Source organism: Faecalibacillus intestinalis, from assembly GCF_015097455.1.
GTDB classification, from domain to species: Bacteria; Bacillota_I; Bacilli_A; order Erysipelotrichales; family Coprobacillaceae; genus Faecalibacillus; species Faecalibacillus intestinalis.
The window spans coordinates 2551494-2578097 of record NZ_AP024085.1 but is presented as its reverse complement, the minus strand read 5'-3'; the positions used below and the strand labels follow the sequence as shown (position 1 = coordinate 2578097).

Here is a 26604-nt window from a genome sequence, read left to right as displayed (position 1 = left end):
AATATGAAAAATGTATTTATTATAGGGAGTAAAGGAATACCTGCTAATTATGGTGGCTTTGAAACCTTTGTCGAATATTTAACAAAAAATAAAGTAAGTGAAGAAATAAAATATCATGTTGCTTGTTTAGGTGAACAAGCTGAAGAATTTGAACATAATCAAGCAAGATGTTTTAAAATACAGGTTCCTAATATTGGACCTGCTAAAGCTGTTTATTATGATATAGCAGCTTTAAAAGAAGTCTATAAATATGTAACTGAAAATAATATAGATGATGCAATTATTTATATTTTAGCTTGTCGTATAGGCCCTTTTTTAAAGAAATATGTTAAAATGTTTCATTCAAAAAATATTCAAGTATTTGTAAATCCAGATGGACATGAATTTAAAAGAGCTAAATGGAACTGGTTTATTAGACAATATTGGAAATTATCTGAAAGATTGATGATTAAAAATGCAGATTATGTCGTTTGTGATTCACAAAATATAGAAAAATATATACAAGAAGATTATAAAAAATATCAACCTCAAACAACATTTATCGCTTATGGAGCAGATGTTGTTGATAACAGTGATGAAGAAAAATTCGAAGTATGGGCTAAGGAACATGAGGTTTCAAAAAATGAATATTATTTAATTGTTGGACGTTTTGTTCCTGAAAATAATTATGAAACAATGATTAGAGAATTCATGAGTTCAAATACAAAAAAAGATTTAGTGATTGTTACTGGATATCAAGAAAGTAAGTTGTATCATATTTTAAATAACAAGTATCATTTTGAAAATGATCAAAGAGTTAAATTTGTAGGTACAATTTATGATGATGCATTATTAAAAAGTGTAAGAAAGAATGCTTTTGCTTATTTACATGGTCATGAAGTAGGAGGAACTAATCCTTCCTTGTTAGAAGCCTTAGGTTCTACTTCTTTAAATCTTTTATTAAATGTTGGCTTTAATCAAGAAGTAGGTTTAGATTCATGTATTTATTGGGGTAAAGAAAAGAATAATTTAAAACATCTTATAGAACATGTTGAAACATTTGATCAAGATTATATTGATACTTTAGGAAAAGCTGCTAAAGATAGAATTAAAAATGCTTATAGTTGGACAAAGATTGTTTCAGACTATGAAAGCTTGTTCTTAAGAAAAAAAGATTTGTAGATAATTGTAATTTGTTATATAGTATAAAAGAAGAAGAGAAAAATATCGTGGAGGAACAACTATGTTTAAAAAAATAGTCGCTCTATTAATGACATGTGTTTTATCAATGTCATTAGTAGGATGTAGTACTAGTGATTCTAGTGATAAAACAACAACTAAGAAACCTGCTACATCAAACAGCATTAAAATTAAAGATGTTAATGATTTCCAAGAAGCTGATGGATTAATCAAATATTTTACAATTGATGATAAAAAAATAGCAATTCCTGAAACAGTAGGAGAATATGCAAATTATTTATCACAAGTTGGAACAGTTACTTTAAATGATACAGGTGATAAAGTAGAAGATGTTGAATTAGATGCTAATGGGATTTCATCGATGGCAGCATATCTAAATGTAGAATTAGATAGTGGTGATGTTGCACATTTCTATTTAAGATATGAAAATCCAACTAAAAAAGCTATTAGTGTAGCAGAAGCATCTGTAACGTTTATTGAAGTAAAATATGATGAATACGCTGAAGAAGAATACGATAAAGCAGCTAAAGATGTTGTTGTAGAAACAAGTGAAGGATCGTTAGCTTTAAATAATAAAGTAAAATATGCACAAGTTAAAAAGGTTTTAGGTGAACCAAACCAAGAAACGGATGGTAGATTCCATTATTCAAATGATGCAGGATATAAATACATGTTTGATTGCTGTAACGAAAATAGAAATGGAATTTTTAGAGGATTTAGTATCGAATATCCAAGTAAATAATAAAAATATCTGCTTTTTATAAGCAGCTATTTTTATATAACAATAACTTATTTAAAAAAGGAACATTAATAATGGCGCAATTAAAACAAATGATAAATAAGAATAAATTTTATATTATAGGAACATTGATTCTCTTTCTATTTTTATTTTATTGTTCAACAAAATTATGTATGAATGTAGCACCAGATGAATATATGAGATATGATATCCCCTTATTTATTTACAATCAATCATATTTACCTAAAGGTGATGAAAAAGAAATATTAAATGCAATATGGGGATTTTCTTATGGATTTACACCTTATCTTCCTTCAATAATTAGTTTTTTCTTTATGAAAATAGCTTCTATCTTTACAACTGCTCCAGTACATTTATTGATTGTGGCAAGACTAACAAGTGTTCTTGCGGGGGCACTTACGTTTTTTGTATGTTGTAAAATTGGTGAAGAAATATTTAATCATAAGATGACAATATATCTTTTTGCTATTTTTGTTTCACTATTACCACAATTCATGTACTTATCTCTTTATTTAAATAATGATTCGTTTTCAATATTTACAACAGCACTTATTGTTTATGGTTGGATTAAGGGAATAAAAACAAATTGGAATTGTAAATGGTGTATTTTTTTAGGTGTTGCTATAGGACTATGTGCATTAACCTATTATAATGCATATGGATTTATATTATGTAGTATTATTGTATATTGTATGAGTAGTTATAAATTACATTTTACATTTAATGAGTTTTTAAAAAAAGGATTTCTAATAGCAATTGCTGCCTTAGTTGTTGGTGGATGGTTTTTTATTAGAAATGCAATGATCCATAATGGAGATTTTTTAGGAATGAATTCTATGTACGATTGTGGTGAAAAATATGCAATGCCAGGTTATCAATTATCACAAAGAGATACTTATCAAAATCAAGGAATTAGTGTGTTTTCTATGATTTTTGATACAAATTGGATAATAACAACTATAAAAAGTTTTATTTGTACCACAGGATATATGCAATATATGATTAGTGGAAAACGTTTTTATTTATATTTAATAATAATTTTGTTTGGTATGATTATGATGCTTATTGCTTTAAAAAGAAAATATCAATTCAAATTTAAATTTGAAAATTATTTTATAATATGTTTAATTTTATGTATTTTGACTCCAATTATTTTATCAATAAAATATTCTTATTCTATAGATTATCAACCTCAAGGAAGGTATATTGTGTCTATTTTAATTCCAATTGCTTTATTTATGAGTATTGGTTATGAATATTTTAGTGAATTTATTGAAAATAAAATACAAATAAAATCAAGATATATAGAGTTATCAATGATAGGAATCTATATTTTATTATTCGTTATTTGTTATTCAAGTTATATAGCTGTTTGTTTCGGAAGTACAATAATTTAAATTGAAGGTGATTATGTGTTTGATTCAAAATTAAAGAAATTAGGTAAAAATGTTGTATTAGGATTTTTTGCTGCTATAACATCATTACTTACATTGTTATGTTTATTTAATAATGCGTATTTAAGTTGGGATGAACATACGACAATTGTTGCTGATAAACCATTTTATTTATTATTATGGTTTGTTATAGTATTGTTTTTTGTTTATTTTGTTAGAAAACATTATAGAACACAGGATACTTATTATTTTAATAAAATATTTATTATATTAAGCTTGATATTATTGATTGTTGGTATTTTTATGATTTTCAAATTTGATTTTGTTCCTGTAGCTGATCAAGCATCTATTTTAGAAGCAGCAGCTGGATTAAAGAATGGCAATTATAGTTATTTTACACCAATGGGATATGTAGGAAAGTGTTCTAATCAAGCGGGAATTGTTGTTATTCTTTATTATTTATCATTTATTTTTGGAGAAAATAATTATCAAGCATTTCAAGTACTTAATATTATAGGTTTATTAGTTAGTTATTATTGTTTATGCAAAATATCACAAATTAGTTTTCATAATGATGAGTTAAAAAACTGGACACTTATTTTATTATTTATATTTTTCCCTTTAACATTTTATGTTGCATTTGTATATGGAAATGTCTTTGGACATACTTTTTCGCTGTTTGCCATATTAGCAGGGTATCAATATTTTGAAACAGGTAAAATAAAATATATACTACTATCGATTTTTTCAATTATTTTCGCAATGATGTTTAAATCAAATTATATGATTGTTTTTGTTGCAATGGTTATCTTTATTTTATTTGATATTATTTTAAATAAAAAATATACATCTATTATTTTATTGATTTTATTTGTACCGGCTTATTTTGCATCTTCAATGATTCCTAATACAATTATCAAAAATATTACAGGTATTGAACTTGGTAAAGGTATACCGATGATAGCATATGTAGAAATGGGATTACAAGATAGTGATGTAGCGCCAGGATGGTATAACGGCTACAATTGGAGCGTATATGAAAATAATAACGGAGATTATGATGTGGCAAATTCACAAGCAAAAAGCGATTTAGGTAATACGTTATCTTATTACATAACACACCCTGGAGAATTTATTCACTTTTTATATCGAAAGACAGTTTCACAATGGTGTAATCCTGACTTTCAAGGAACTTGGGTAACGAGGCATAGTAGTTTTTATATTCAAAGTGAGTTATGGTACCAAATATATAATGTCTATGAAACAGTTATTTTATTAGGAACATTAGCTTATATTTACTTTACTGGAAGACATATGAAATTACACAGATTATTGTTACCAACTATTTTTATTGGTGGATTTTTATTTCATTTATTTTGGGAAGCAAAATCACAATATACTATTACATATTTTGTTTTATTAATTCCTTATTGTGCAAAAGGTTTAATGGATATGACAAATGAAATGATTGATTCATTCCGCAATATCAGAATTGTTAGAAGTATACCTAAGAAAATTGGGATGATTATTAAAATGGATACTGTTAGATTTATAGTATTTATTACAGCTCTTGCTTCCATTATAAAGATAATCGCTTAAAGAAATCATTATGTATCTTATCTTTGGAACATTAACAACAGCTGTAAATATTGTTGTCTATTATTTATTTTCAAATATTATACATATTAACTATTTATTTTCGAATGCTGTAGCATGGTTTTTATCTGTTTTATTTGCGTATGTTACAAATAGAAAGTATGTTTTTGATAGTAAAAATAATCAAATTATCAAAGAAGCAATTTCTTTTTTTGGTTCTAGGTTAGCAACAGGAATCATGGATATGGTATTAATGTGGTTCTTAGTGAATTTTAATATTGTTAATGATGTTGTTGCTAAAGTTGTTGTCAATGTGATTGTTGTTATCTTAAATTATATTTTAAGTAAGTTAGTTGTATTTAAGAAATAATAAGGTTTCTGAGTATTCAGTGCCTTTTTCTTTTTGCTAAAATAAGCTATTTTTTAGAAGTAAAAAGTGCTAAAAATGGTTTACCAAACTCCATTTGGGAAACGTATTCTGCTTTTTCAAATGGATATGGTGGAGTTATTATTTTAGGTATTATAGAGAATAAAGATGAAACATGGTCTACTTCAGGATTAGATGCTGACAGTTGTCAAAAATTAATTAAACAATTTTGGAATGATATTAATAATAGACAAAAAGTAAGTATTAATTTATTAAGAGATGATGTAGAAGTTTATAAAAAAGAAGATGATCAAATTATTGTGATTCATGTTCCAATGGCAAGAAGGGAAGAAAAAACTGTCTATATTAATAATAATTTATTTCATGGAACATATAGAAGAAATCATGATGGTGATTATCATTGTACACGTTTGTAAGTTAAAACAATGTTACGTGACCAAGCAGAAAAAACAATGGATATGGAAGTGCTAGATGATGTTCCATTAGAAGATTTAAACTATGAAACAATCCTAGGTTATCGAAATAGACATCAAGTATTAAATGCTGGACATCCCTTTGAAAGATTAAATAATGATGAATATTTAAGAAGCATTGGTGCAGCAGCTATTTCAAAAGAAGATCATCAATTACATCCTACAGCAGCAGGAATGTTGATATTTGGAAATGAGTATAATATTGTACGTCATTTTCCAGATTATTTTTTAGATTATCGAGAAGTTTTAGATCCATCTATTCGTTGGACTGATCGTTTACAATCAAGTTCAGGTGAATGGTCTGGAAATATATGTGACTTTTATTTTAGAGTCTATAATAAAATCATTAAAGATGTTAAAGTTCCTTTTTCGATGAAAGGAGGGGACAGGATAGATGATACACCTGTCCATAAAGCACTTCGTGAAGCATTGGCTAATTGTTTGATTAATGCAGATTACTATGGGACAAGAGGGGTTGTTATAAAAAAAGATCAAGATAGAATTATTTTTGAAAATCCTGGATATATTAGAACTGGAAAGGAACAAATGCGAAAAGGTGGGAAATCTGATCCGCGTAATAAAACTCTTATGAAAATGTTTAATCTTGTAAACATAGGTGAACGTTCTGGAAGTGGTGTTCCTAATATCTTCAATACATGGGAAGATCAAGGATGGAAAGAACCTGTTATTGAAGAAAGGTTTGATCCTGATCGAACTATCTTAACACTTGAATTTGTAGATAAAACAAACAAAGAAAAAGCGGCGAAGAAAAGTGGCGAAGAAAAAACGGCGAAGAAAAGTGGCGAAGAAAAAACGGCGAAGAAAAAAATAACAAATAAAACAAAAGAAAAAATGATAAAAATAAAAGAATATCTTAGTGAAAATAAAGAAGCAAAAACAAAAGATATTGCAGAATATATTGGTTTAAAACATTCTAGAACGAGAGAGATTCTTTCACAAATGGATTCTGCAGAATCAATTGGTACAAACACAAATAGAAAATATAGGTTAAAAGATAATCAAAAATAGAATTGTCTTTAAAGATGAAATAAAATGTAATATATATGAAAAGAGTTCTCAAATAGATTCATTGCTATGATGATTTATTTCAAAATTTATTAAAAAGTAATCACAAACTTGTCAGCATAGGTGATTACTTTTTTTGTTCATTTTTGGTTTAAATAAAAAACAACTCTCATTAAACAGAGTTGCTTTTTAAATGCCTCCTTTCTAAACACAAGTAAAATCTCTATATTAAACTGAGAACGCGAAATGTGTTTTTAAGATATGATCTCAGATTTTTTATTTTCTGTGTGTCGGTAGTGAAATATCTTTTTTTAAATTTTATTTGTATAGAGATTTCACTGTTATTTTATATAAAATAGGTTGATTTTTGCTTGTTTAGGGAAAATTAAAGAAATAGTGGGAAAATCGTTAAGAAATATGCTAAATATTTTATTGAAAGAGATAAATATCCAGGGATAAGGGTATCATTTTAAATAATAAAATAGTATAATATCACAAAATGAGGTGGAATCATGGAAACAGTTTTGGTAGAAAAAAAGAACATAAACGAGGTTGTTGAATTATTAAAACAAGATGAGGTTGTGGCTTTTCCTACCGAGACTGTTTTTGGCTTAGGTGTGAAGTTTGGAAATCTTTCGGCACTTGAAAAAATCTATGAAATTAAACATAGAAGTCATAGTAAAGCAGTATCTTTGATGATCTATGATTCTCAAGATATAGAAAAATATGCTTATGTAAATACAAATGCTCAAAAATTGATTGATGAATTTATGCCGGGAATGATAACTCTTGTTTTAAAAAAGAAATCAATTTTATCAGATGATTTTACAGCGGGATTAGAAACGATAGGTATAAGAATACCTGATGATCCATTTGTATTAGAATTATTGAAAAGAGTAGGGCCAATGTTAGTAACAAGCGCTAACATTTCAGGTCAAGAGACACTTTTAAATGATTTAGATGTGTATCATGAATTTAATGGGAAACTAAAGATGATCGTCAAAGGAAAATGTCAAAATACTCTAGCAAGTACAGTGGTAAAAATTGATGATGATGTAACAATATTACGTCAAGGTTGTATTAGTGAAGAAAAAATCATGGAGGTATTGAAGTGAAAATTGCAATGGCATGTGACCATGGTGGTCTCAGATTAAAAAATGTATTAAAAGATGATTTAGAAAAAAATGGTTATGAAGTTGTAGATTTTGGTACATACACAGAAGAAAGCTGTGATTATCCAGATTATGCTTCTAAAGCAGCAAAAGCTGTTGCTGATGGAACGTGCGACAAGGGGGTTGTTGTATGTGGAACTGGAATTGGTGTCAGCATTACTGCCAATAAAGTAAACGGAATTCGTTGTTCATTATGTCATGATGTATTTAGTGCAAAAGCAACACGTCAACATAATGATTCAAACATGTTGGCAATGGGGCAACGTGTTATAGGGGAAGGCTTAGCTTTAGAAATCTTACATGCATGGCTTGAAAGCGAATATGAAGGCGGAAGACATGATGCAAGAATTCAAAAAATGATGGCTTTAGAAAAGGAGTAATAAATAATGAAAGATACACAATTATTTGAAAGTGTTGAAAGAGAATTAAATAGACAAAGAAATAACATTGAATTGATTGCTTCAGAAAACTTTGTTTCTGAAGAAGTATTACAATTAGCTGGATCAGTTCTTACAAATAAATATGCTGAAGGATATCCAGCAAAAAGATATTATGGGGGATGTCAATTTGTTGATGAAGTTGAAGAACTTGCAAGACAAAAAATTTGTGAAATCTATGGGGCAGAACATGCTAATGTTCAACCACATAGTGGGGCACAAGCTAATACTGCAGTTTATTTAGCTTTATTACAACATGGAGATAAAGTGTTAGGTATGTCACTTGCTGATGGGGGACATTTAACACATGGGCATCCATTGAACTTTTCAGGAATCAACTATGAATTTTATAGCTATGGTGTTTCAAAAGAGACAGAAACAATTGATTATGAAGCTTATAAAAAACAAGTAGAAGAAATTAAACCAAAACTCGTTGTTGCTGGAGCAAGTGCTTATAGTAGAATTATTGATTTTGAATTTATGGCTAAAGTTGCTCATGATAATGGCGCATTATTTATGGTAGATATGGCTCATATCGCTGGACTTGTAGCTGCTGGCGTTCATCCATCACCATTTCCATATGCTGATATTGTCACAACAACAACACATAAAACATTAAGAGGACCTCGTGGTGGTGTCATCATGTGTAAAAAAGAATTTGCTGCAGATATTGATCGTGCAGTTTTCCCAGGTATGCAAGGTGGACCATTAATGCATATTATCGCTGCTAAAGCACAATGTTTCTATGAAGTACAACAACCAGAATTTAAAGACTATGCAAAACAAATTATCAAAAATGCTAAAGCAATGGAAAAAGTCTTTAAAGAAGAAGGGTTCAGATTGGTTGCTGGAGGAACAGATAACCACTTATTACTTGTTGATGTTAAAGCAAGTTGTGGTATTTCTGGTAAAAAAGCACAACGTTTACTTGATGAAATCAATATTACAGCTAATAAAAATGCAATTCCTTTTGATACAGAAAAACCATTCAAAGCTTCAGGAATTCGTATTGGAACACCAGCAATGACAACAAAAGGATTCAAAGAAGAAGACTTTGAAGAAGTTGCTAGAATTATTGCTTATCGTTTAAAAAATGAAGAAACAGATGAAATTAAAGAAGAATGTTTAAAACGAGTAGCAAAACTTACTGAAAAGGTCACAATGTATTCAAATATTAAATATATCTAGGAGGCAATTATGTCAGTAACAATATTAGATCATGCTTTAATTCAACATAAATTAACAATTATGCGTGATAAAAATACATCAACTTATATTTTTAAACAAAACTTAGATGAAATTGCTAAACTTATGGCATTTGAAGTAACACGCAATGTTTCATTAAAAGATAAAGCAATTGAAACACCTGTTTGTCTAATGGTGGGAAAAGAAATGGATCAACAAATTATTCTTGCACCTATTTTACGTGCAGGAATTGGTTTAGTTGATGGTTTTAGAGATATTATTCCAACAGCTAAAGTTGGACATATTGGAATGGAAAGAGATGAAGAAACTTTAATTCCACGTGAATATTATGCTAAATTTCCAAAAGGTCTAGAAGATGCTTTAGTCATTGTTTTAGATCCAATGCTAGCAACTGGTGGAAGTGCTAATATGGCAATTGAAAATATTAAACAAAGAGGAGCAAGAAAAATCAAACTTGTTTGTTTAGTAGGAGCACCAGAAGGAGTTAAAGCGATTCAAGAAGTACATCCTGATGTTGATATTACACTTGCAGCATTAGATGAAAAATTAAATGAGCATGGTTATATTGTTCCTGGACTTGGAGATGCCGGAGATCGTTTGTTTGGAACAAATGAATAATAAAGAAAAGCTTTTTAAAGATTTGCTTTATGCATTGACATTATCAGGTAAAATATTTGGAACTTTAATAGCTGGCGTCATATTGGGTTTATATTTGGATAGTATATTACTAACCAAACCTCTTCTGACGTTAGTATTTCTTGTTTTAGCGTTTATAGAAGTGATGAGAACATTATTAAAAGGTGGAAAATCATGAATGAAAAGTTAGTTTTTAAGAAATCATTTTTTAATTTTTTGATAGGTTTTATCGTTTTTTCAATTATTGGTTTGACGATGAAATCTATCAGTTATCCGCTAGGTTTTTTGCTTGGATATTTATTTAATCTTGCAATTTTTTATGTTATTATTATCACGTCTGATATGATATTGAACTTAAAAAGATCTACAAGTTTAATTATCTTATTAAATATAGTCAAACTTGCAATTTATGCGATTGGTTTTTTAATTGCTATTTTTATTCCAAAATGGTTTAATCTGATGGGTGTTCTTTTTGGATATATGGTCATTAAAATAACCATATATATTGTAAGTTATCAAATGAAGGGGGTGAAAGGGTGAGTAACTTCTTAGATTCTTTACAGGTAGAATTAATCTTTTCATTGATTATTATGGTGGTGATGGCTATTTTCTTTATTTATGCCGGAAAAAAATTTGCAACTGCTGATCCAACAGCAAGACCTAAAGGTGTTGTTTTAGTTGTTGAAACAGGTGTTAAAATGATTTACGACTATTTAAAAAGTATCATGCCAAAGAAATTTGAAAAGAACTATTATCCATACTTTGCAATGCTCTTTGCATATTTGATCATTGCCAACTTAAGTGGATTATTAGGATTTGAAGCACCAACTTCAAATTATTCTATTACTCTTGCATTAACAACAATTACATTCTGTTTAATTCAGTTTAATGCAATCAAAAAACAAGGATTATTATCTTACATTTGGGGTGCTGTATGGCCACCAACAAACTTATTAAGTATTCTTTCGCCATTGATTTCGTTATCAATGCGTTTATTTGGGAATATTTTAAGTGGATCGATCCTTATGTATTTAGTTTATCAATTAACAGGTTATATTTCAGGGTTATTGATCAACTTTAACTTTTTAGGACCAGTGATTGCTCCTTGGCTACATTGTTATTTTGATGTCTTTGCAGGATGCATTCAAACATTGGTATTCGTTACATTATCATCTATCTTGATAATGATGGAAAATCCAGATTAAGTTCTTTACTAGCTTGCTAGTTAAGATATAAATGAAAAATGAACTATTTTTTAGGAGGAAAAAAATTATGGTAAAAGGTTTAATTGCTATTGCAGCAGGTCTTGCTGTATGTGCAGGTTTAGGAACAGGGATTGGTGAAGGGATTGCTGCTAGTAAAGCTGTAGAAGCTGTTGGTAGAAACCCAGAAGCTGAAGGTAAAATCCGTACTATGATGATCTTAGGGATTGCCTTATCAGAAACAGTTGCCATCTACGGTTTATTAGTTTCTTTAATCTTATTATTCGTATATTAATAATTGAAAATCTGACAAAGGAGGAATAAAGATGCCAGATATAGCAGGAAAATTATTCCCTAATCTTACAACACTGATTGTTCAATTATTATCTACAGGAGTTTTGTTACTTATTTTTAAGAAGTTTTTATGGAAAAATGTCATGGAATATTTTGCTAAAAGAGCAGATTACATAGAATCTACAATCAATGAGGCAAAAGAAATGAACGAAAAAGCTTCTGCAAATTTAGAAACAGCTGAAAAAGAAGCACGTGAAGCGGCAAGTAAATATCGTGAAATTCTTGATCAAGCAAAAGATGATGGTCAAAAAGTGAAACAACAAATTATTGACCAAGCAAACGAAGAAGCAAGAGCTAAAATTGAACAAGCACAAAAAGAAATTGAAACAGAAAAGAAACAAGCTCAAGCAGATATGAAACAAGAAATTGTGGATGTTGCTATTGAGGTTGCAACTAAAGTGATGAACAAAGAAATGAATGAAGAAATCAACAAAGGATTAGTAGAAGAATTTGTTGATGATGTGGTTAACTAATGAGTGTTGTTGGCGATAGATATGCTGAATCTTTATTTGATTTAGCAAAAGAAGAAAATCAAGTCACTCAATATCTTGATGACATCAAATTAGTTGGTGAGGTTCTAGATAGTGATCCTCAAATTGTTCAATTCTTTAATCACGTTCTTATTGAAAATGATAAAAAGATTCAATTATTGGATCAATCATTTAAAGGGAATGTTGATCAATATGTTTTAAATTTCTTAAAACTATTAGTGCAATCAAGAAGAATTCGTTATATTGATGATATTGTTAAATCTTATATTAATTTATCAAATCAATATTTAGGTATAGAAGAAGGTATGATCTATACACCTTATGAATTAACTGATCAACAAATTCAAGATATAGAAAAAGCAATCAGTCAAAAAGAAAACAAAAAGGTTACTTTAAAAGTATCTATTGATCCATCATTATTAGGTGGTATTAAAGTTCAAATTGCTAACCGTATTTATGATGGAACAATTAAAAATAAAGTAGAAATGCTTAAAAAAGAACTATTAAGAAAGTAGGTGGAAATAGTGGGGCTTAGACCAAATGAAATTAGTGCTTTAATTAAAGAACAAATTAAGCATTATGACGATATCATTGAACAAAAAGATGTCGGAACAGTCGTGACTGTTGGTGATGGTGTAAGTGTTATTCATGGGTTAGATAATGCCATGTTAGGTGAATTATTACTTTTCCCAAATGATGTTTACGGAATGGTCATGAATTTAGATGAAGATAGTGTAGGAGCCGTACTACTTGGATCTGAAAGTACGATTAAAGAAGGAGACGAAGTTAAACGTACTGGAAGAATTATTGAAGTCCCTGTCGGGGATGAAATGTTAGGAAGAGTTGTTAATCCATTAGGACAAGCAATCGATGGTCAAGGTGAAATCAATACTGGTAAAACTAAACCAATCGAACGTGTTGCTAGTGGGGTAATGACAAGAAAATCAGTTGATCAACCATTACAAACTGGTATTACATCAATTGATGCTATCATTCCTATCGGTAGAGGTCAACGTGAGTTAATTATCGGTGACCGTCAAACAGGTAAAACTGCAATTGCTATTGATACAATTTTAAACCAAAAAGGACAAAATATTTATTGTGTTTATGTTGCTATTGGACAAAAGAATTCAACAGTTGCACAAGTTGTTGAAAAATTACGTCAAGGTGGAGCAATGGATTATACATGTGTTGTTTCTGCCGGAGCGAGTGAACTTGCACCAATTCAATATATTGCACCATATGCTGGATGTGCAATTGCTGAACATTGGTTAGATGAAGGAAAAGATGTTTTAATTGTTTATGATGATTTATCGAAACATGCGGTAGCTTATCGTACAATGTCGTTATTATTAAAAAGACCACCAGGACGTGAAGCTTATCCAGGGGATGTCTTCTATTTACATTCAAGATTACTTGAACGTGCTTGCCGTTTAAATGAAGAAAATGGTGGAGGATCAATTACTGCTTTACCAATCATTGAAACACAAGCTGGGGATATTTCAGCATATATTCCAACAAACGTTATTTCAATTACTGATGGACAAATCTTCTTACAACAAGAATTGTTCAACTCTGGATTTAGACCAGCTGTAGATACAGGATTATCTGTATCACGTGTAGGTTCTACTGCACAAATTAAAGCGATGAAACAAGTATCTGGTTCATTAAAACTTGAACTTGCTCAATATGCAGAAATGCAAGCTTTCGCACAATTTGGTTCTGACTTAGATGCTGCTACTAAAGCAACATTGGATCATGGGGCAAAAGTACGTGAAGTATTAAAACAAGCACAATACTCACCACGTAGTGTACCAACACAAGTCATTACTTTATTTGCATTAAAATATGGTTATACAAAACAAATAGCTGTAGAAAAAGTAAAAGAATTTATGGATGGTTTAGTAGAAAATATTCAAATGGCTCATCCTGAATTTATTACTGAAATAGAAACTCAAAAAGTGATTTCAAATGAATTAGAAGCGAAGATGAAAGAAGCAACAGGCGCTTATGTTGATCAATTCTTAAAAACACAAGGGGCTAACTAATGCCTGGATCAATGCAAGAAATTAAGCGTCGTATTAAATCCGTTGAATCTACTAAAAAGATTACAAAAGCAATGGAATTAGTTGCGACATCTAAACTTCGTAAAACAAGAAATCAACTTGATGAATTAAAACCTTATTATCAAGGTGTTAGACAAACATGTGCAGAAATTTTAGCTTCTAATAAAGGGTTAAAAGATTCTGCCTATCTCGCTGAAAATAAAGTAGATAAAGATGTTTATATTGTTATTTCTTCAAGTTTAGGATTATGTGGTGGATATAATGCCAATGTCTTTAAAGAAATTAGTCAACAAATTAAAGATGAAGATTATGTTTACTCAATTGGAAGTAAAGGAACAAATTATTTCCGTAGAACGCATCAAGGACCAATCAATACTGATTTTGCTTCATTAAATTCAACATTAGCTTTTGATGAAGTGACTAAATTAGTAAAAAGTGTCACAGATCTTTATATTAATAAAGAAGTGGGAAGTATAAAAATCATTTATACTGAATTTGTTAATAACTTAACATTTAAACCACGTACAGTAACACTTTTACCAATTGATACAAATGAGTTTGAAAATATTGAAATTACCAATAAATTCACTATTTTTGAACCAAGTCCTGAAGAAGTTTTAGATAGTTTAATACCAATGTATTTACAAGCTGTCGTTTATGGCTATCTTGTTGAAAGTGTGACAAGTGAAAATGCGTCACGTAGAACTTCAATGGAAAATGCTACAGATAACGCAGAAGAATTAACAGAACAATTATTATTAAAATACAATCAAGCTCGTCAAACAGCAATTACTAATGAAGTTAGTGAAATTGTTGCTGGAGCTAATGCGCAATAAGGAGGTCAATATGGCAAATATTGGGAAAATAATTAGTGCCCGTGGGCCAGTTATTGATATTGCATTTGCTAGCGAAGATAAATTACCTCGATTAAATACAGCAATTCGTATTCAAAATGGTGAAGAAGAATTAGTCGTAGAAGTTGCTCAACACATTGGAGATGATGCAGTAAGATGTATCGCCATGGGACCAACTGATGGGGTAGTAAGAGGAATGGATGCTGTTGATACAGGTCACCCAATTTCAGTTCCAGTAGGAAATGATACATTAGGACGTATGTTCAATGTTTTAGGTGAACCAATTGACGGTAAAGGTGAATTAGGAAATGATGTTCCACGTATGCCTATCCATAGATCTGCGCCAACTTATGCAGAACAAATGACAACTACAGAAATCTTTGAAACAGGAATTAAAGTTGTAGACTTAATTTGTCCTTTTATCAAAGGTGGTAAAATTGGGTTATTCGGTGGTGCCGGAGTAGGTAAAACAGTATTGATCCAAGAATTTATTAACAATATCGCAACACAACATGGTGGGTTATCAGTATTCGCAGGTGTTGGAGAACGTAGCCGTGAAGGTAACGATTTATACTATGAAATGAAAGAAAGTGGCGTTTTATCTAAAACATCACTTGTCTTTGGACAAATGAACGAACCTCCAGGAGCACGTTTACGTGTTGCCTTAACTGGTTTAACAATGGCTGAACAATTCCGTGATGGACAAGGTCAAGACGTGTTATTATTCATTGATAACATCTTCCGTTTCACACAAGCAGGTTCAGAAGTTTCTGCCTTACTTGGACGTGTACCATCACAAGCAGGATATCAACCAACTTTAGCAACTGAAATGGGTGCTTTACAAGAACGTATTACATCAACTAAAAAAGGATCAATTACATCAGTACAAGCGGTCTATGTACCAGCAGATGACTTAACTGACCCTGCACCAGCAACAACATTTGCTCACTTGGATGCTAAAATCGTCTTGGATCGTTCAATCGCTGCTTTAGGTATTTACCCTGCAGTAGATCCACTTAACTCTTCATCAAGAGCCTTAGATCCATTAGTTGTAGGTAAGGATCATTATGAAGTAGCTCATGGTGTTCAACAAATCTTACAACGTTATCAAGAATTACAAGATATCATCGCAATTCTTGGGATGGATGAATTAGGTGATGAAGATAAATTAATCGTTGCACGTGCAAGACGTGTACGTAACTTCTTATCACAACCATTTACAGTAGCTAGTCAATTTACTGGTTTAGATGGAAAATATGTCCGTGTAGAAGATACTGTTCAAGGATTTAAAGAAATTCTTGAAGGTAAATGGGATCAATTACCTGAACAAGCATTCCATAATGTTGGTACTATTCAAGAAGCTGTAGAAAAGGCTAAACAAATCGAAAATGACTAAATTTAAGCTAAAAATCATTACACCTCAAGGTATTTACCAAGAAGTGGAAATTGATCAGATAAATCTTGATACAACTGCTGGACAAATAGGTATTTTAGCTCATCATATTCCACTAGCAAGTGGTGTAAAAGTGTCTCAAATGAATTATATTATTGATGGAAAAAGAACATATTTTTCTGTCGCAGGTGGTTTCATTTATGTAAATGAAACAGAAACAACTTTAATTGCTAATGCAATTGAATCACAAGAAGAAATTGATTTAGAAAGAGCACAAGAAGCAAAAAGAAGAGCTGAAGAAAGACTTAAAATACAAAACGATGAAATCGATATGTTAAGAGCACAAGCAGCTTTGCAACGTGCAATTACACGTATTCATGTCAAAGGTTTATAGAGAAGAACTTCCATTCTTCTCTTTTTTTTGTATAATAGTTTTAAGGAGAAAAAAGAATATGAAAAAGAAGTTTATAGGAGTTATTGGGATTGTTATCGTGGTGATAGTGGGAGGTATTTATTATCTTACACGAGAAGAAAAAATTGAATTATCATTAAAAAATAAAAAAGAGATTATTGTAGAATATGGAAATACAGTTCAATATTCATTCGATGATCTTATTCAAACAAAAGACATAGATAAAGATAAGTTGAAAGAAATAAAAAAAGAAATAAAAATAACAGATAATCTAAAAAATGAAGATCAAAAAGATTATCCAGCAATTGGAAACTATACAATAAATATTAAATATCAAGATCAAAAACTAAAAAAGAAAGTGATTGTTAAAGATACTACAGCTCCTGTTTTTAATGAAATAAATGAAGTTTCATTTGAAGAAGGAACAGAAAATTATGATTTTAATCAAGAAATCAAAGCAACAGATTTAAGCAATGTTGATTTACAATATGATTTATCTTCATTAGATGTAAATAAAGCAGGGGATTATCAAATAAAAGTATTTGCGAAAGATAGTTCAGGAAATCAAGCAGAAAAAGAAATAACTGTACATGTAAAAGAAAAACCTAAACAAGAATTATCAGCAGCTAAGATTTATCATGGCGGAGGAAAAGTGATTTGTATTGAAGCAGGACATCAAGCACGAGGAAATAGTTCATTAGAACCTAATGGACCAGGTTCATCGACAATGAAAGCAAAAGTGACAACAGGGGCAACAGGATGTGTAACGGGGAAAACAGAATCACAAATCAACTTAGAAGTGGCACTTAAATTACAAGAAGCTTTATCAAATCAAGGTTATACTGTGGTTATGTGTCGTACATCACAAAATGTCGATTTATCTAATGCTCAAAGAGCTCAAATGGCAAATGAGGCAAATGCAGATGCATTTATTCGTTTACATTGTGATTCAAGTGAATCATCTTCTTCTACAGGAACATTGACACTTGCGCCTTCAACTTCTAATAGATATTGTGCAAGTATTGCAAGTCAATCACAATCACTTTCAAAAAGTATTGTGAATAATATTTGTAAGGCAACAGGTTCTAGAAATAGAGGAGTTTCAATTGTTGATAATATGACAGGTTTAAATTGGTCAAAAGTTCCTGTTACTATTGTAGAAATGGGATTTTTATCAAATCCAGGAGAAGATCGATTACTTTCAAGTGAGGATTATCAAAATAAAATTGTTCAAGGAATTGTAAATGGAATTGGTGAATATTTAAGTTAAGATTAGAAAAAGAGGAAAAAGTAATGGAAAAAGTTACATTAGGGAGAACAGGAATTACAGTGAATCGTAATGGTTTTGGGGCATTACCAATTCAACGAGTAACTGGAGAAGATGCAACAACAATTTTAAGAAAGGCATATGATCAAGGAATTCGTTTTTTTGATAGTGCAAGATGGTATAGTGATAGTGAAGAAAAGCTAGGAAATGCATTAAGTGATGTTAGAAAAGATATTTATATTGCAACGAAGACAGGATCTACTACAGTAGAAGGTTTTTGGAAAGACTTAGAAACAAGTTTAAATAATTTAAAAACAGATTATATTGATATTTATCAATTCCATAATCCTTCATTTTGTCCTAAACCAGGAGATGGTACAGGTTTATATGAAGCTATGTTAGAAGCAAAAGCACAAGGAAAGATTCATATTATTGGTCTAACAAATCATCGTTTACCAGTAGCTATAGAAGCTTGTGAAAGTGGATTATATGATACAATTCAATTTCCATTTAGTTATTTAGCTGATCAAAAAGATATTGATTTAGTACATAAATGTAAAGAACACAATATTGGTTTTATTTGTATGAAAGCATTATCTGGAGGTTTAATTAATCGTTCTGATGCAGCATATGCTTATTTAGCACAATTTGATAATGTCTTACCAATATGGGGAATTCAAAAAGAAAAAGAATTAGATGAATTTATTTCTTATCAAACAAAAGCACCTGAACTTACTCAAGAAATTAAAGATTTAATTGAACATGATCGTAAAGAGTTAGCTGGTGATTTTTGTAGAGGATGCGGTTATTGTATGCCTTGTCCAAAAGATATCCAAATTAACCAATGTGCTAGAATGTCTTTAATGTTAAGAAGAGCACCAGCAGCAAGTTGGCTTAATGATCATTGGCAAAATGAAATGAAAAAAATAGAAGAATGTTTAAATTGTGGAAAATGTATGACAAAATGTCCATATCATTTAAACACACCTGAATTATTAAAGAAAAATTATAAAGATTATAAAACATTCTTAAAATAAAAAGATAGACAAAATTCGTCTACCTTTTTTCTTTATAAAGAAAAAGGCCCAGATGGACCTTATGAGACATGTCTAATTGTTATAATTCTTTTATAGTAATAAGAACCAGGTTGAAAATCACTAATTTTAACACAAGCATTTGGATCATTTCCAAAAGTATGCGATCCGCCACCACCACAGTGAATTAAACTTCTAGTACCATCACTATTCAACATTACAATTCCAATATGTGTAACTGATCCAGTTCCAAAGCAAGCTAAATCACCAGTTTGTGAATTTGACCAGCTTACCCCTGAAAACATAGATGAATAACCTGCTGCGGTTGTTCTACCTACAGATTTTCCTGCATGGTTTAAACAATAATAGACTAATCCAGAACAATCAAACATATTTGGTCCATTTGCACCCCAATAATAACGGCATCCTAATTTTGAACGAGCTACTTCATAAATTTTATATCCAAGATTAGAAGATGTTGTGTTATTTGTGTTAGAATTGTTAGCGTTATTGTTTGTATTACTATTAGAGTTATTATTACTTGAATTATTATTACTACTTGAATTATTATTGTTGTTATTTGAATTATTATTACCAGTATTATTTGAATTATTGCTATTTGTATTATTTGATGCTGGTGGAGCAGGTCTAGCTGTTGATGGTTTTGTTTCATAAGCTTCAGCATTGAATTTATCAATAGCAGCAGCTAATGATTCACTTGCAGCACCATAATCATATATAGCATCTTGCGTAGAAGCAATTTGTTTTCTTTGTTCTTCTAATAATGTTTCATATTGTACTTGAATAGCAGCTTGTTCTTTCTTTTGTTCTTCTAAAACAGCTTTTGCGTTTTCTAAAGTAACTTTTTGATTTTCAATTTCCTTTTTCTTTTCTAACATTTGAGCAATCAAATCTTGGTCACTTGAAGTAAGTGTATTGAAACTATCTATTCTAGATAACATATCAGTAAAATTATCAGCCCCAAATATATAATTGATAAAAGTATTTTCATTCATATAAGATTGCATGACATACATACGATCTTTTATTTCTTGATTATCTTTATCTATATCTGCTTGGGCATTTTGTATAGATGTTTCAACATATTGAATTTCAGCTTCTTTAGATGAAATATCCGAATTTAATGAATTTAGCTTTTTTTGAACACTGTCTAATGTTTGCGTTGTACTCGCCGCAGCACTTTTTTGATTTTCTAAATCTTTTTTTAACTTCTTATTTTTAGCTTTGAGATAGCTGTTGAATTCTTCGCATGTTTTCTTATTACTATTTGTTAGTTTTCCACTTGCACATAGTGACATATATTTTGATTCATCTTTTGAAAAATCAATAGCTTCTACAGGTTTTATACAATAGCATGTTGATACAAGCATTGTAGATGCAACAAATCCTACAAAATATTTTTTAATTTTCAAAAAAAACACCCCCTCATATTATTTATACCTCACTTTCTAAAAAAAGTAAATAAAAGTTGTTTTTATACAAAATAAAAACCTTTAAGCTTATAAACTTAAAGGTTTTCAGTCATTACTAATAAGGTCTAACTGCACAAGTAAATCTACTTACATTAGATGCAATCTTAACAACATCACCTGTTTGTGGTGCATGAATATATTGACCATTACCAATATAAATACCTACATGTCCACTTTTCCATAAGATATCTCCTGGTTGAGCTTGACTTAATGGAATAATTGCTCCAGATTGACCTTGAGATCCAGAATAGTGATCAAGTGAAACACCTGCTTGTGCATAACACCACATAACCAAACCAGAACAGTCAAATGAATTAGGTCCACTTGCTCCCCATACATAAGGACAACCTAATTTAGAATAAGCAGCAGCTACAACTGTAGAACCATACTTATTTGTAGTAGGAACATTTGTAGATGGTCTAATAGTTGTGGAACCACTACTGCTACTACCTGATGAAGATGATTGAGTAACAACGACTGATGATAAGAATGAATCTAATGAACTTTGAGTATCAGAAATTTTAGATTGTTCACTTTCAGCAGATGCTAAATCTTTTTGTTGTTTAGCTAATAGATCTTCATATTGAGTTTGTAAAGTATATTGTTCGTTTTGTTGAGAAACAATATTTGCTTTTACTGTTTCAATAGTTGCTTTTTGAGATTCAACTTGCTTCTTTTCATCAGCAATTTTTTCTACTAATTCTTTATCGAATTGAGTGATTTCATTGACACTATCAATTCTTGAAAAGAAATCAGAGAAGTTTGAAGCACCAAAAATAAATTCAATATAACTATTACTATTATTGTATGATTGCATAGCATACATACGTTCTTTAACTTCGTTTTCTTTAGCTGTGATACTTGCTTCTAATGATTTAATTGAACTTTCCAAATAGTTGATTTCTTGTTGCTTTTGTTCAATTTGGTTATTTAAATCAGCAATTTTAGAAACAACGTCATCTAATGAACTTTGAGTATCTGAAATTTTAGATTTAGATTCATCAATAGAACTTTGTAACTGATTGTTTTTCTTTTTTAAGTATGAATTAAATTGTTTACAAGTATTATAATTACTATTAGATAAACTTTTACTAGAACAAAGTTTCATATATTTATCTTCTTGTCCTTCAAAGTTTACTGCATGAACTTGACTTGTAGAACAAAAAAAGGATACTAACAAAGTAAAACAAATCATGGAGATTAAACTCTTTTTCATAACTATAATTCCTCCCGTAGCTATTATCTTATTTTTTTAACCAAAAGTAAATATAAACAACGATAATAATAACATTTTTGACATTGTGACATATTTTATAATGAGGTGAAAAATTTTGGTAAAACATGGAATTGATGTTTCTAAATTTCAAGGGTTGATTGATTGGCAAGAAGTTAAAAAACATATTGATTTTGCAATCATTAGATGTGGGTATGGAAGTAATCTGGAAAGTCAAGATGATCCGTATTTTAAAAGAAATGCGGATGAATGTACACGTTTAAAAATCCCTTTTGGGGTTTATTTATATTCTTATGCAACCAATGAAAGAGAAGCCCTATCAGAAGCTAAACATGTATTAAGACTCGTAAAGGATTATCAAATGGCCTATCCTGTTTATTATGATTTAGAAGATAATAATACAACAGGAAGACAAAGTAATCAAACAATAGCGAATATTGCACAAACATTTGCTCAAAGACTCGAACAAGAAGGTTACTATGTAGGAATGTATGCATCATTGTTTTGGTTTAGAACTAAACTTACAAGTCCAATCTTTAATGAGTATACAAAATGGATTGCAAGATATAATGATGAACTTAATTATGATGGAGAATATGGTATGTGGCAATATAGCGCTACAGGAAATGTTTTAGGAATTGATACAATGGTGGATCTAAATTATGCCTATAAAGATTTTCCACAAATCATCGAAGAAGGTGGTTATAATAATTTTTCTAATACGAATTTAACAAGGTATAAGATAGGCGATGAGGTAGAATTTCACCATGTATTTTTAACAAGTGAATCTACGCAACCATTAATGCCATATCGTCATTTTGGAATTATTACGAGAATTGTTCAAGGTGCAAGAAATCCCTATCTTATAGGACAAGATGCCGGCTGGGTCAATGATCAGGTCATAGAAAGAAAGATAAGATATTTAAGTGCACCTGATTATACAGGCAATAGTTTTACAGATGCATTGCGTTCTATTCAAGAAGATGCTTCTTTTGCTAATAGAACAAAATTAGCTAAATTAAATGGAATAGATAATTATACAGGTTCACAAAGGCAAAATGATGAATTATTAAGATTACTTAAAGAAGGAAAATTAAGGACATAAAAAAGAGCTTAGATTCTTTTTTCATAAGCTCTTCTTAAAGCACCACTTTTTAAAGTGATTTCTCCACAATATTTAAAACCATATTTAGTTAAAAAACTTTGCATAGAAAGATTATCATGATGTGTATCCATTCTAACACTATGATAATCTGGATACATAGCAACTACTTGATCTAAAATCGTAGAAGCTAATCCTTTTCCTTTATATTCATTATCAACAGCAATACGATGTACACATATATAAGGACAATTTAAAATCCATTTTCCTTCAATACGGTTATAAGCAGGTTCTCCATGAATCGTTACCATACACGTTCCTAAAATAACACCGTCTTCTTCTAAAACATAAGCTTCATTATTTTCTATATCTTTTTCAATTGTTTCTTCATTAGGATATCCATCTTGCCATTGATCAATATCATTATTTTTGAAATAAGTTTTTGCTTGATTAATAATGTCAATGACACGTGAAATATCTTCGATTTTCGTTGGTCTTAAAATCATTATTTTACCTCCCAAACATATTTTCCTAAATGATATAGACTTTTAGTTTGTTTGTCAAATTGTTTTGTTTACAAATCAAAAGCATTTGTTATAATAGCTTTATACAGAAGGAGGAAATAAAATGGTACTTGATCAAATCAAAGAAATTTTAAAAGATACAATGGATATTGATGAATCAAAAATTACTTTAGATGCTAAATTAAAAGAAGATCTAGAATTAGATTCATTAGATTCAGTTGAATTAATCATGTCTGCTGAAGAAGAATTTGGAATTGAAATTCCTGATGAAGACGTTATGAATTTTAAAACAGTAAACGATATAGTAAACTATATTGAAGAACATAAATAAAAGCTATAACAAGCATTTCGCTGTTATAGCTTTTTTTACTATTCTAAAATATAGTTATTCATAAGTTTTTTATTTTTTTCTAAACATTTAAATAAGAATGCTCCAATAATTAAAACAATAAATTCACCAATGAAAACATAGAATGCATTAATCATAAATGGTAATTCTAAAGCTAGATAAAGTTCTAAACCAACGATTAAACCATTGACAACCCCACCAATTAAAGCTCCAGCAAAAACATTTTTAACATAATACATACCAAGACAAGCAATCAATGTTGCAGCTGTTCCAAAACAAATGTCATATAATCCCATTGGAGATGCAAGGTTTGCAAGCAAACATCCAATAGTAAGTCCTGGAATAAATTTCTTGTTGTAACATGCAAGTAAAACAATAATTTCAGTTAAGCGCATTTGCACTGCTCCATAAGCAATAGGTGAAATCAAAATTGTTAAAACTGCATAAGCAGCACCAATCATGGCATTCATTACAATTAATTGTACCTTTTTATTATTCATTTGTAGTCCTCCTCTTCTAAAGTACAGTTAGAAGCCAAATAAAATAAAAAAGATGACAGAGCCATCTTCATTACTTATTCTTAGTTTTTTATACTGGGTTTGGCTCTCGAACCAGTCTTTGACATTATACTAAAACGGGTAGTGAAAATCAATATATTTTATTTTATAATAAAGGTAAGGAGATGATGATTATGTTATGTCCAAAATGTCATAGTTTACTAACAAAAGGAGCCAAATATTGTGATATTTGTGGAACAAGAATATCACAAGAGGATATCCAAGTAGAAGAAGTAGGTTCAAGGGTTAAAAATAGAGAAAAACATAAAAAAGAAGTGCGTAAAAAAACTAAAATTATTATTTTAGGAATCATAGCACTTGTCGTGGTGATTGCTATGTTAGGATTTATTTTATTTTTTAAAGGAAATAAACCATCTTATTCACCAGATAATCTTGTTAGTCAACATGTTGAAAAACCATTGCATTTAGAAAAAAGTAAAGTTACATTAAATATTGGAGATGAATATACCATTCAAACTAATCTTAAATGTACTTATCAATCGAAAAATGAAAAAATATGTATCGTAGATACAAATGGTAAAATTAAGGCTTTATCATCAGGTAAGACAAAAGTAATTTGTACTAGTGAATCTGGTAAAGAAAAAGCCCTTCAAGTTATTGTAAATGAAAAAATAGAAACAACAGTAGAAGAAAATACAGATGAGGATGAATATATATTTGCTCATAGTGATACAGAACTTCTTACAGAAGCTGATTTAGAAAATAAAGATGATTCTCAGTTACGGTTAGGACTTAATGAAATTTATGCCAGACATCATTGTACGTTTAAAACACCTGAGATTGCAGACTATTTTAAATCTAAAAGTTGGTATAGTGCAGACGAAACTTTGACATCAGAAATGATGAATAATCATATGTCAGAGTATTTTAATGAAATTGAATTAAAAAATATTTCCTTTATTCAAGCACATCGATGAAAATAATTTGCATACACTAAATCATAAATGAAAAAATATATGAAAATAGTTATCAAAATCTATAAATTTCATTTTCAATTCATAAAAGATATGTAAAATGAAAGTGTAATCAAAGAAGATTATAAAGTCATTCTTCTCTTAGATATTTTTTTGACAACTATATTCATTGAATGACGTAGGAAAAGTAAGCGACGCCCGTTTACTTTTCCTTTTTTCGTTCTTTGAAAAACAAGATGCATTAAAATGCCTGATCAAGTTCCACCAGGTGTATCTCGTGCATTCGAAGTTTTAGTACCAGCTATTTTAACATTGATCATTACTGCTTGTATTGGATCAGCATATTATAACATAACAGGTTTATATTTAAATGATATTATTAAAAACAGTATCCAAGATCCTTTAGGAAGCTTAGGTGCAACTGTTCCTGGTTTTATTATTTTATATTTAGTAATCATGTTATTCTGGTTAGTAGGTATTCATGGTAATAATATGGGATCAGCTGTTAAAGAATCAATCTTTACTCCATTAGCACTTGAAAGCGTTGAAAAATTCAACAGAGGTGAAAAAACAACAAACATTATTAATATGTATGCTATTCAAATGTGGGGTGAAATTGGTGGTTCTGGATGTACATTAGGTTTAGTTATTGCTATCTTTATTTTCTCTAAACGTGAAGATAACAAAGCAATCGCTTCATTATCATTAATTCCAGGATTATTCGAAATCAACGAAACAGTTACATTTGGTATTCCAATGGTATTAAATCCAATCTTAGGTATTCCATTTGTATTAACACCAATCGTTCTTGAAATCGTAGGTTATGTATTAACAGTTATTGGATTCTGTCCAGTTGCATGTTTAACAGTACCTTGGACATGTCCATCATTGATCTTTGGATTCTTGGCAACAGGTGCAAATATTATGGGTGCAGTAACTCAAGCAATTTTAATTGCAATTTCTGTAGTTATTTACACACCATTCTTAATTTCTTACGAAAAATATCAAAACAAACAAGCTGTAGAAGCTTAATAGAGCTTGGAGAAATCCTAAGTTTTTTTTATAATAAA

31 protein-coding genes and 1 riboswitch are annotated in these 26604 nt (G+C 29.9%); of the genes, 27 read left to right on the top strand and 4 right to left on the bottom strand.

The features are described from left to right. Positions 1-3: 3 nt before the first annotated feature. The 23 genes from cps2T to Fi14EGH31_RS13610 all read left to right on the top strand — a co-directional run bounded on the left by cps2T (position 4) and on the right by Fi14EGH31_RS13610 (position 19343). Complete coding sequence (cps2T, locus tag Fi14EGH31_RS13720) at positions 4-1161, top strand: beta 1-4 rhamnosyltransferase Cps2T (RefSeq protein ID WP_022001928.1); 1158 nt, start codon at positions 4-6, stop codon at positions 1159-1161. A gap of 61 nt (positions 1162-1222) precedes the next feature. Continuing rightward, positions 1223-1921 (top strand): hypothetical protein, encoded by a 699-nt coding sequence (locus tag Fi14EGH31_RS13715; protein ID WP_022001929.1) that lies wholly within the window; start codon positions 1223-1225, stop codon positions 1919-1921. Between the two features lie 71 nt (positions 1922-1992). Further along, a complete protein-coding gene (locus Fi14EGH31_RS13710; protein ID WP_118346838.1) occupies positions 1993-3336 on the top strand; it encodes an ArnT family glycosyltransferase in 1344 nt (447 codons plus the stop codon). Between the two features lie 15 nt (positions 3337-3351). Then, entirely contained in the window at positions 3352-4932 is a 1581-nt protein-coding gene (locus Fi14EGH31_RS13705; RefSeq protein ID WP_022001931.1) for a hypothetical protein, read from the top strand. Positions 4933-4942: 10 nt separating this feature from the next. Then, the gene (locus Fi14EGH31_RS13700; protein ID WP_022001932.1) at positions 4943-5299 is read left to right on the top strand and encodes a GtrA family protein; all 357 of its coding nucleotides are present in this window, start codon (positions 4943-4945) and stop codon (positions 5297-5299) included. Further along, positions 5296-5733, top strand: a complete 438-nt coding sequence (locus tag Fi14EGH31_RS13695; RefSeq protein WP_118346840.1) for an AlbA family DNA-binding domain-containing protein — start codon at positions 5296-5298, stop codon at positions 5731-5733. Before Fi14EGH31_RS13700 ends, Fi14EGH31_RS13695 begins: the two co-directional genes overlap by 4 nt. 36 nt (positions 5734-5769) lie before the next feature. Beyond that, a complete protein-coding gene (locus Fi14EGH31_RS13690; RefSeq protein WP_200764951.1) occupies positions 5770-6819 on the top strand; it encodes an ATP-binding protein in 1050 nt (349 codons plus the stop codon). A gap of 509 nt (positions 6820-7328) precedes the next feature. Next, positions 7329-7931: an L-threonylcarbamoyladenylate synthase gene (locus Fi14EGH31_RS13685; RefSeq protein WP_022001935.1), complete on the top strand. Its 603-nt coding sequence runs from the start codon at positions 7329-7331 to the stop codon at positions 7929-7931. Beyond that, positions 7928-8368 (top strand): ribose 5-phosphate isomerase B, encoded by a 441-nt coding sequence (rpiB, locus tag Fi14EGH31_RS13680; RefSeq protein ID WP_022001936.1) that lies wholly within the window; start codon positions 7928-7930, stop codon positions 8366-8368. Before Fi14EGH31_RS13685 ends, rpiB begins: the two co-directional genes overlap by 4 nt. A 6-nt stretch (positions 8369-8374) precedes the next feature. Next, on the top strand, positions 8375-9613 hold the full coding sequence (locus tag Fi14EGH31_RS13675) for a serine hydroxymethyltransferase (protein WP_200764950.1): 1239 nt from the start codon (positions 8375-8377) through the stop codon (positions 9611-9613). Between the two features lie 9 nt (positions 9614-9622). Beyond that, a complete protein-coding gene (upp, locus tag Fi14EGH31_RS13670; protein WP_022001938.1) occupies positions 9623-10249 on the top strand; it encodes a uracil phosphoribosyltransferase in 627 nt (208 codons plus the stop codon). Further along, the gene (locus Fi14EGH31_RS13665; protein WP_032090885.1) at positions 10233-10445 is read left to right on the top strand and encodes a hypothetical protein; all 213 of its coding nucleotides are present in this window, start codon (positions 10233-10235) and stop codon (positions 10443-10445) included. The genes upp and Fi14EGH31_RS13665 overlap by 17 nt, the downstream gene beginning before the upstream one ends. After that, positions 10442-10807: a hypothetical protein gene (locus Fi14EGH31_RS13660; protein ID WP_118346844.1), complete on the top strand. Its 366-nt coding sequence runs from the start codon at positions 10442-10444 to the stop codon at positions 10805-10807. The genes Fi14EGH31_RS13665 and Fi14EGH31_RS13660 overlap by 4 nt, the downstream gene beginning before the upstream one ends. Then, positions 10804-11472 (top strand): F0F1 ATP synthase subunit A, encoded by a 669-nt coding sequence (locus tag Fi14EGH31_RS13655; protein WP_117346253.1) that lies wholly within the window; start codon positions 10804-10806, stop codon positions 11470-11472. The genes Fi14EGH31_RS13660 and Fi14EGH31_RS13655 overlap by 4 nt, the downstream gene beginning before the upstream one ends. 67 nt (positions 11473-11539) lie before the next feature. Next, positions 11540-11764, top strand: coding sequence for an ATP synthase F0 subunit C (gene atpE, locus Fi14EGH31_RS13650; RefSeq protein WP_022001942.1), 225 nt, complete (start codon positions 11540-11542; stop codon positions 11762-11764). Positions 11765-11795: 31 nt separating this feature from the next. After that, the gene (atpF, locus tag Fi14EGH31_RS13645; RefSeq protein ID WP_022001943.1) at positions 11796-12296 is read left to right on the top strand and encodes a F0F1 ATP synthase subunit B; all 501 of its coding nucleotides are present in this window, start codon (positions 11796-11798) and stop codon (positions 12294-12296) included. Further along, complete coding sequence (locus tag Fi14EGH31_RS13640; protein ID WP_022001944.1) at positions 12296-12829, top strand: F0F1 ATP synthase subunit delta; 534 nt, start codon at positions 12296-12298, stop codon at positions 12827-12829. Before atpF ends, Fi14EGH31_RS13640 begins: the two co-directional genes overlap by 1 nt. 9 nt (positions 12830-12838) lie before the next feature. Continuing rightward, positions 12839-14362 (top strand): F0F1 ATP synthase subunit alpha, encoded by a 1524-nt coding sequence (gene atpA / locus Fi14EGH31_RS13635; protein ID WP_022001945.1) that lies wholly within the window; start codon positions 12839-12841, stop codon positions 14360-14362. Continuing rightward, entirely contained in the window at positions 14362-15216 is an 855-nt protein-coding gene (atpG, locus tag Fi14EGH31_RS13630; RefSeq protein ID WP_032090881.1) for an ATP synthase F1 subunit gamma, read from the top strand. The genes atpA and atpG overlap by 1 nt, the downstream gene beginning before the upstream one ends. A gap of 10 nt (positions 15217-15226) precedes the next feature. Continuing rightward, positions 15227-16630: a F0F1 ATP synthase subunit beta gene (gene atpD / locus Fi14EGH31_RS13625; protein ID WP_022001947.1), complete on the top strand. Its 1404-nt coding sequence runs from the start codon at positions 15227-15229 to the stop codon at positions 16628-16630. After that, positions 16623-17021 (top strand): ATP synthase F1 subunit epsilon, encoded by a 399-nt coding sequence (gene atpC / locus Fi14EGH31_RS13620; RefSeq protein ID WP_022001948.1) that lies wholly within the window; start codon positions 16623-16625, stop codon positions 17019-17021. The genes atpD and atpC overlap by 8 nt, the downstream gene beginning before the upstream one ends. A 58-nt stretch (positions 17022-17079) precedes the next feature. Beyond that, positions 17080-18309, top strand: a complete 1230-nt coding sequence (locus Fi14EGH31_RS13615) for an N-acetylmuramoyl-L-alanine amidase (RefSeq protein WP_200764949.1) — start codon at positions 17080-17082, stop codon at positions 18307-18309. A gap of 23 nt (positions 18310-18332) precedes the next feature. Continuing rightward, entirely contained in the window at positions 18333-19343 is a 1011-nt protein-coding gene (locus Fi14EGH31_RS13610) for an aldo/keto reductase (protein ID WP_022001950.1), read from the top strand. 59 nt (positions 19344-19402) lie between these two features. Here Fi14EGH31_RS13610 and Fi14EGH31_RS13605 read toward each other — a convergent pair whose 3' ends face one another. Together Fi14EGH31_RS13605 and Fi14EGH31_RS13600 are read right to left on the bottom strand one after the other, a co-directional pair. Continuing rightward, positions 19403-20782, bottom strand: a complete 1380-nt coding sequence (locus Fi14EGH31_RS13605; RefSeq protein WP_234697798.1) for a coiled-coil domain-containing protein — start codon at positions 20780-20782, stop codon at positions 19403-19405. A gap of 106 nt (positions 20783-20888) precedes the next feature. Beyond that, on the bottom strand, positions 20889-22049 hold the full coding sequence (locus Fi14EGH31_RS13600; RefSeq protein WP_022001952.1) for a C40 family peptidase: 1161 nt from the start codon (positions 22047-22049) through the stop codon (positions 20889-20891). Between the two features lie 115 nt (positions 22050-22164). Here Fi14EGH31_RS13600 and Fi14EGH31_RS13595 point away from each other — a divergent pair, with 115 nt between their 5' ends. After that, a complete protein-coding gene (locus Fi14EGH31_RS13595) occupies positions 22165-23172 on the top strand; it encodes a glycoside hydrolase family 25 protein (protein WP_022001953.1) in 1008 nt (335 codons plus the stop codon). Between the two features lie 8 nt (positions 23173-23180). Here the strand turns inward: Fi14EGH31_RS13595 and Fi14EGH31_RS13590 are convergent, their stop codons facing one another. Next, complete coding sequence (locus tag Fi14EGH31_RS13590; RefSeq protein WP_022001954.1) at positions 23181-23675, bottom strand: GNAT family N-acetyltransferase; 495 nt, start codon at positions 23673-23675, stop codon at positions 23181-23183. 121 nt (positions 23676-23796) lie between these two features. Between Fi14EGH31_RS13590 and acpP the strand changes: the two genes are divergently transcribed. Continuing rightward, complete coding sequence (gene acpP / locus Fi14EGH31_RS13585; protein WP_022001955.1) at positions 23797-24024, top strand: acyl carrier protein; 228 nt, start codon at positions 23797-23799, stop codon at positions 24022-24024. Positions 24025-24062: 38 nt separating this feature from the next. On the opposite strand, the gene Fi14EGH31_RS13580 is transcribed toward acpP, so the two are convergent. Beyond that, on the bottom strand, positions 24063-24542 hold the full coding sequence (locus Fi14EGH31_RS13580) for a QueT transporter family protein (protein ID WP_022001956.1): 480 nt from the start codon (positions 24540-24542) through the stop codon (positions 24063-24065). Between the two features lie 74 nt (positions 24543-24616). Further along, positions 24617-24663: riboswitch (PreQ1 riboswitch) on the bottom strand. Between the two features lie 70 nt (positions 24664-24733). Between Fi14EGH31_RS13580 and Fi14EGH31_RS13575 the strand changes: the two genes are divergently transcribed. After that, positions 24734-25537 carry a YARHG domain-containing protein gene (locus Fi14EGH31_RS13575; RefSeq protein ID WP_200764948.1) on the top strand — a complete coding sequence of 268 codons (804 nt, stop codon included), beginning with the start codon at positions 24734-24736 and terminating at the stop codon, positions 25535-25537. A 243-nt stretch (positions 25538-25780) separates the two neighbouring features. Continuing rightward, complete coding sequence (locus Fi14EGH31_RS13570; protein ID WP_117788147.1) at positions 25781-26566, top strand: PTS sugar transporter subunit IIC; 786 nt, start codon at positions 25781-25783, stop codon at positions 26564-26566. Positions 26567-26604: the final 38 nt, after the last annotated feature.

Excerpts from the sequence above, each read along its gene's own strand:
- cps2T (WP_022001928.1), top strand. The coding sequence starts at position 4 with ATGAAAAATGTATTTATTATAGGGAGTAAAGGAATACCTGCTAATTAT.
- Fi14EGH31_RS13715 (WP_022001929.1), top strand. The coding sequence starts at position 1,223 with ATGTTTAAAAAAATAGTCGCTCTATTAATGACATGTGTTTTATCAATG.
- Fi14EGH31_RS13710 (WP_118346838.1), top strand. The coding sequence starts at position 1,993 with ATGGCGCAATTAAAACAAATGATAAATAAGAATAAATTTTATATTATA.
- Fi14EGH31_RS13700 (WP_022001932.1), top strand. The coding sequence starts at position 4,943 with ATGTATCTTATCTTTGGAACATTAACAACAGCTGTAAATATTGTTGTC.
- Fi14EGH31_RS13690 (WP_200764951.1), top strand. The coding sequence starts at position 5,770 with ATGGATATGGAAGTGCTAGATGATGTTCCATTAGAAGATTTAAACTAT.
- Fi14EGH31_RS13685 (WP_022001935.1), top strand. The coding sequence starts at position 7,329 with ATGGAAACAGTTTTGGTAGAAAAAAAGAACATAAACGAGGTTGTTGAA.
- Fi14EGH31_RS13675 (WP_200764950.1), top strand. The coding sequence starts at position 8,375 with ATGAAAGATACACAATTATTTGAAAGTGTTGAAAGAGAATTAAATAGA.
- upp (WP_022001938.1), top strand. The coding sequence starts at position 9,623 with ATGTCAGTAACAATATTAGATCATGCTTTAATTCAACATAAATTAACA.
- Fi14EGH31_RS13660 (WP_118346844.1), top strand. The coding sequence starts at position 10,442 with ATGAATGAAAAGTTAGTTTTTAAGAAATCATTTTTTAATTTTTTGATA.
- atpE (WP_022001942.1), top strand. The coding sequence starts at position 11,540 with ATGGTAAAAGGTTTAATTGCTATTGCAGCAGGTCTTGCTGTATGTGCA.
- atpF (WP_022001943.1), top strand. The coding sequence starts at position 11,796 with ATGCCAGATATAGCAGGAAAATTATTCCCTAATCTTACAACACTGATT.
- Fi14EGH31_RS13640 (WP_022001944.1), top strand. The coding sequence starts at position 12,296 with ATGAGTGTTGTTGGCGATAGATATGCTGAATCTTTATTTGATTTAGCA.
- atpG (WP_032090881.1), top strand. The coding sequence starts at position 14,362 with ATGCCTGGATCAATGCAAGAAATTAAGCGTCGTATTAAATCCGTTGAA.
- atpD (WP_022001947.1), top strand. The coding sequence starts at position 15,227 with ATGGCAAATATTGGGAAAATAATTAGTGCCCGTGGGCCAGTTATTGAT.
- atpC (WP_022001948.1), top strand. The coding sequence starts at position 16,623 with ATGACTAAATTTAAGCTAAAAATCATTACACCTCAAGGTATTTACCAA.
- Fi14EGH31_RS13615 (WP_200764949.1), top strand. The coding sequence starts at position 17,080 with ATGAAAAAGAAGTTTATAGGAGTTATTGGGATTGTTATCGTGGTGATA.
- Fi14EGH31_RS13610 (WP_022001950.1), top strand. The coding sequence starts at position 18,333 with ATGGAAAAAGTTACATTAGGGAGAACAGGAATTACAGTGAATCGTAAT.
- Fi14EGH31_RS13600 (WP_022001952.1), bottom strand. The coding sequence starts at position 22,049 with ATGAAAAAGAGTTTAATCTCCATGATTTGTTTTACTTTGTTAGTATCC.
- Fi14EGH31_RS13590 (WP_022001954.1), bottom strand. The coding sequence starts at position 23,675 with ATGATTTTAAGACCAACGAAAATCGAAGATATTTCACGTGTCATTGAC.
- acpP (WP_022001955.1), top strand. The coding sequence starts at position 23,797 with ATGGTACTTGATCAAATCAAAGAAATTTTAAAAGATACAATGGATATT.
- Fi14EGH31_RS13580 (WP_022001956.1), bottom strand. The coding sequence starts at position 24,542 with ATGAATAATAAAAAGGTACAATTAATTGTAATGAATGCCATGATTGGT.
- Fi14EGH31_RS13575 (WP_200764948.1), top strand. The coding sequence starts at position 24,734 with ATGTTATGTCCAAAATGTCATAGTTTACTAACAAAAGGAGCCAAATAT.
- Fi14EGH31_RS13570 (WP_117788147.1), top strand. The coding sequence starts at position 25,781 with ATGCCTGATCAAGTTCCACCAGGTGTATCTCGTGCATTCGAAGTTTTA.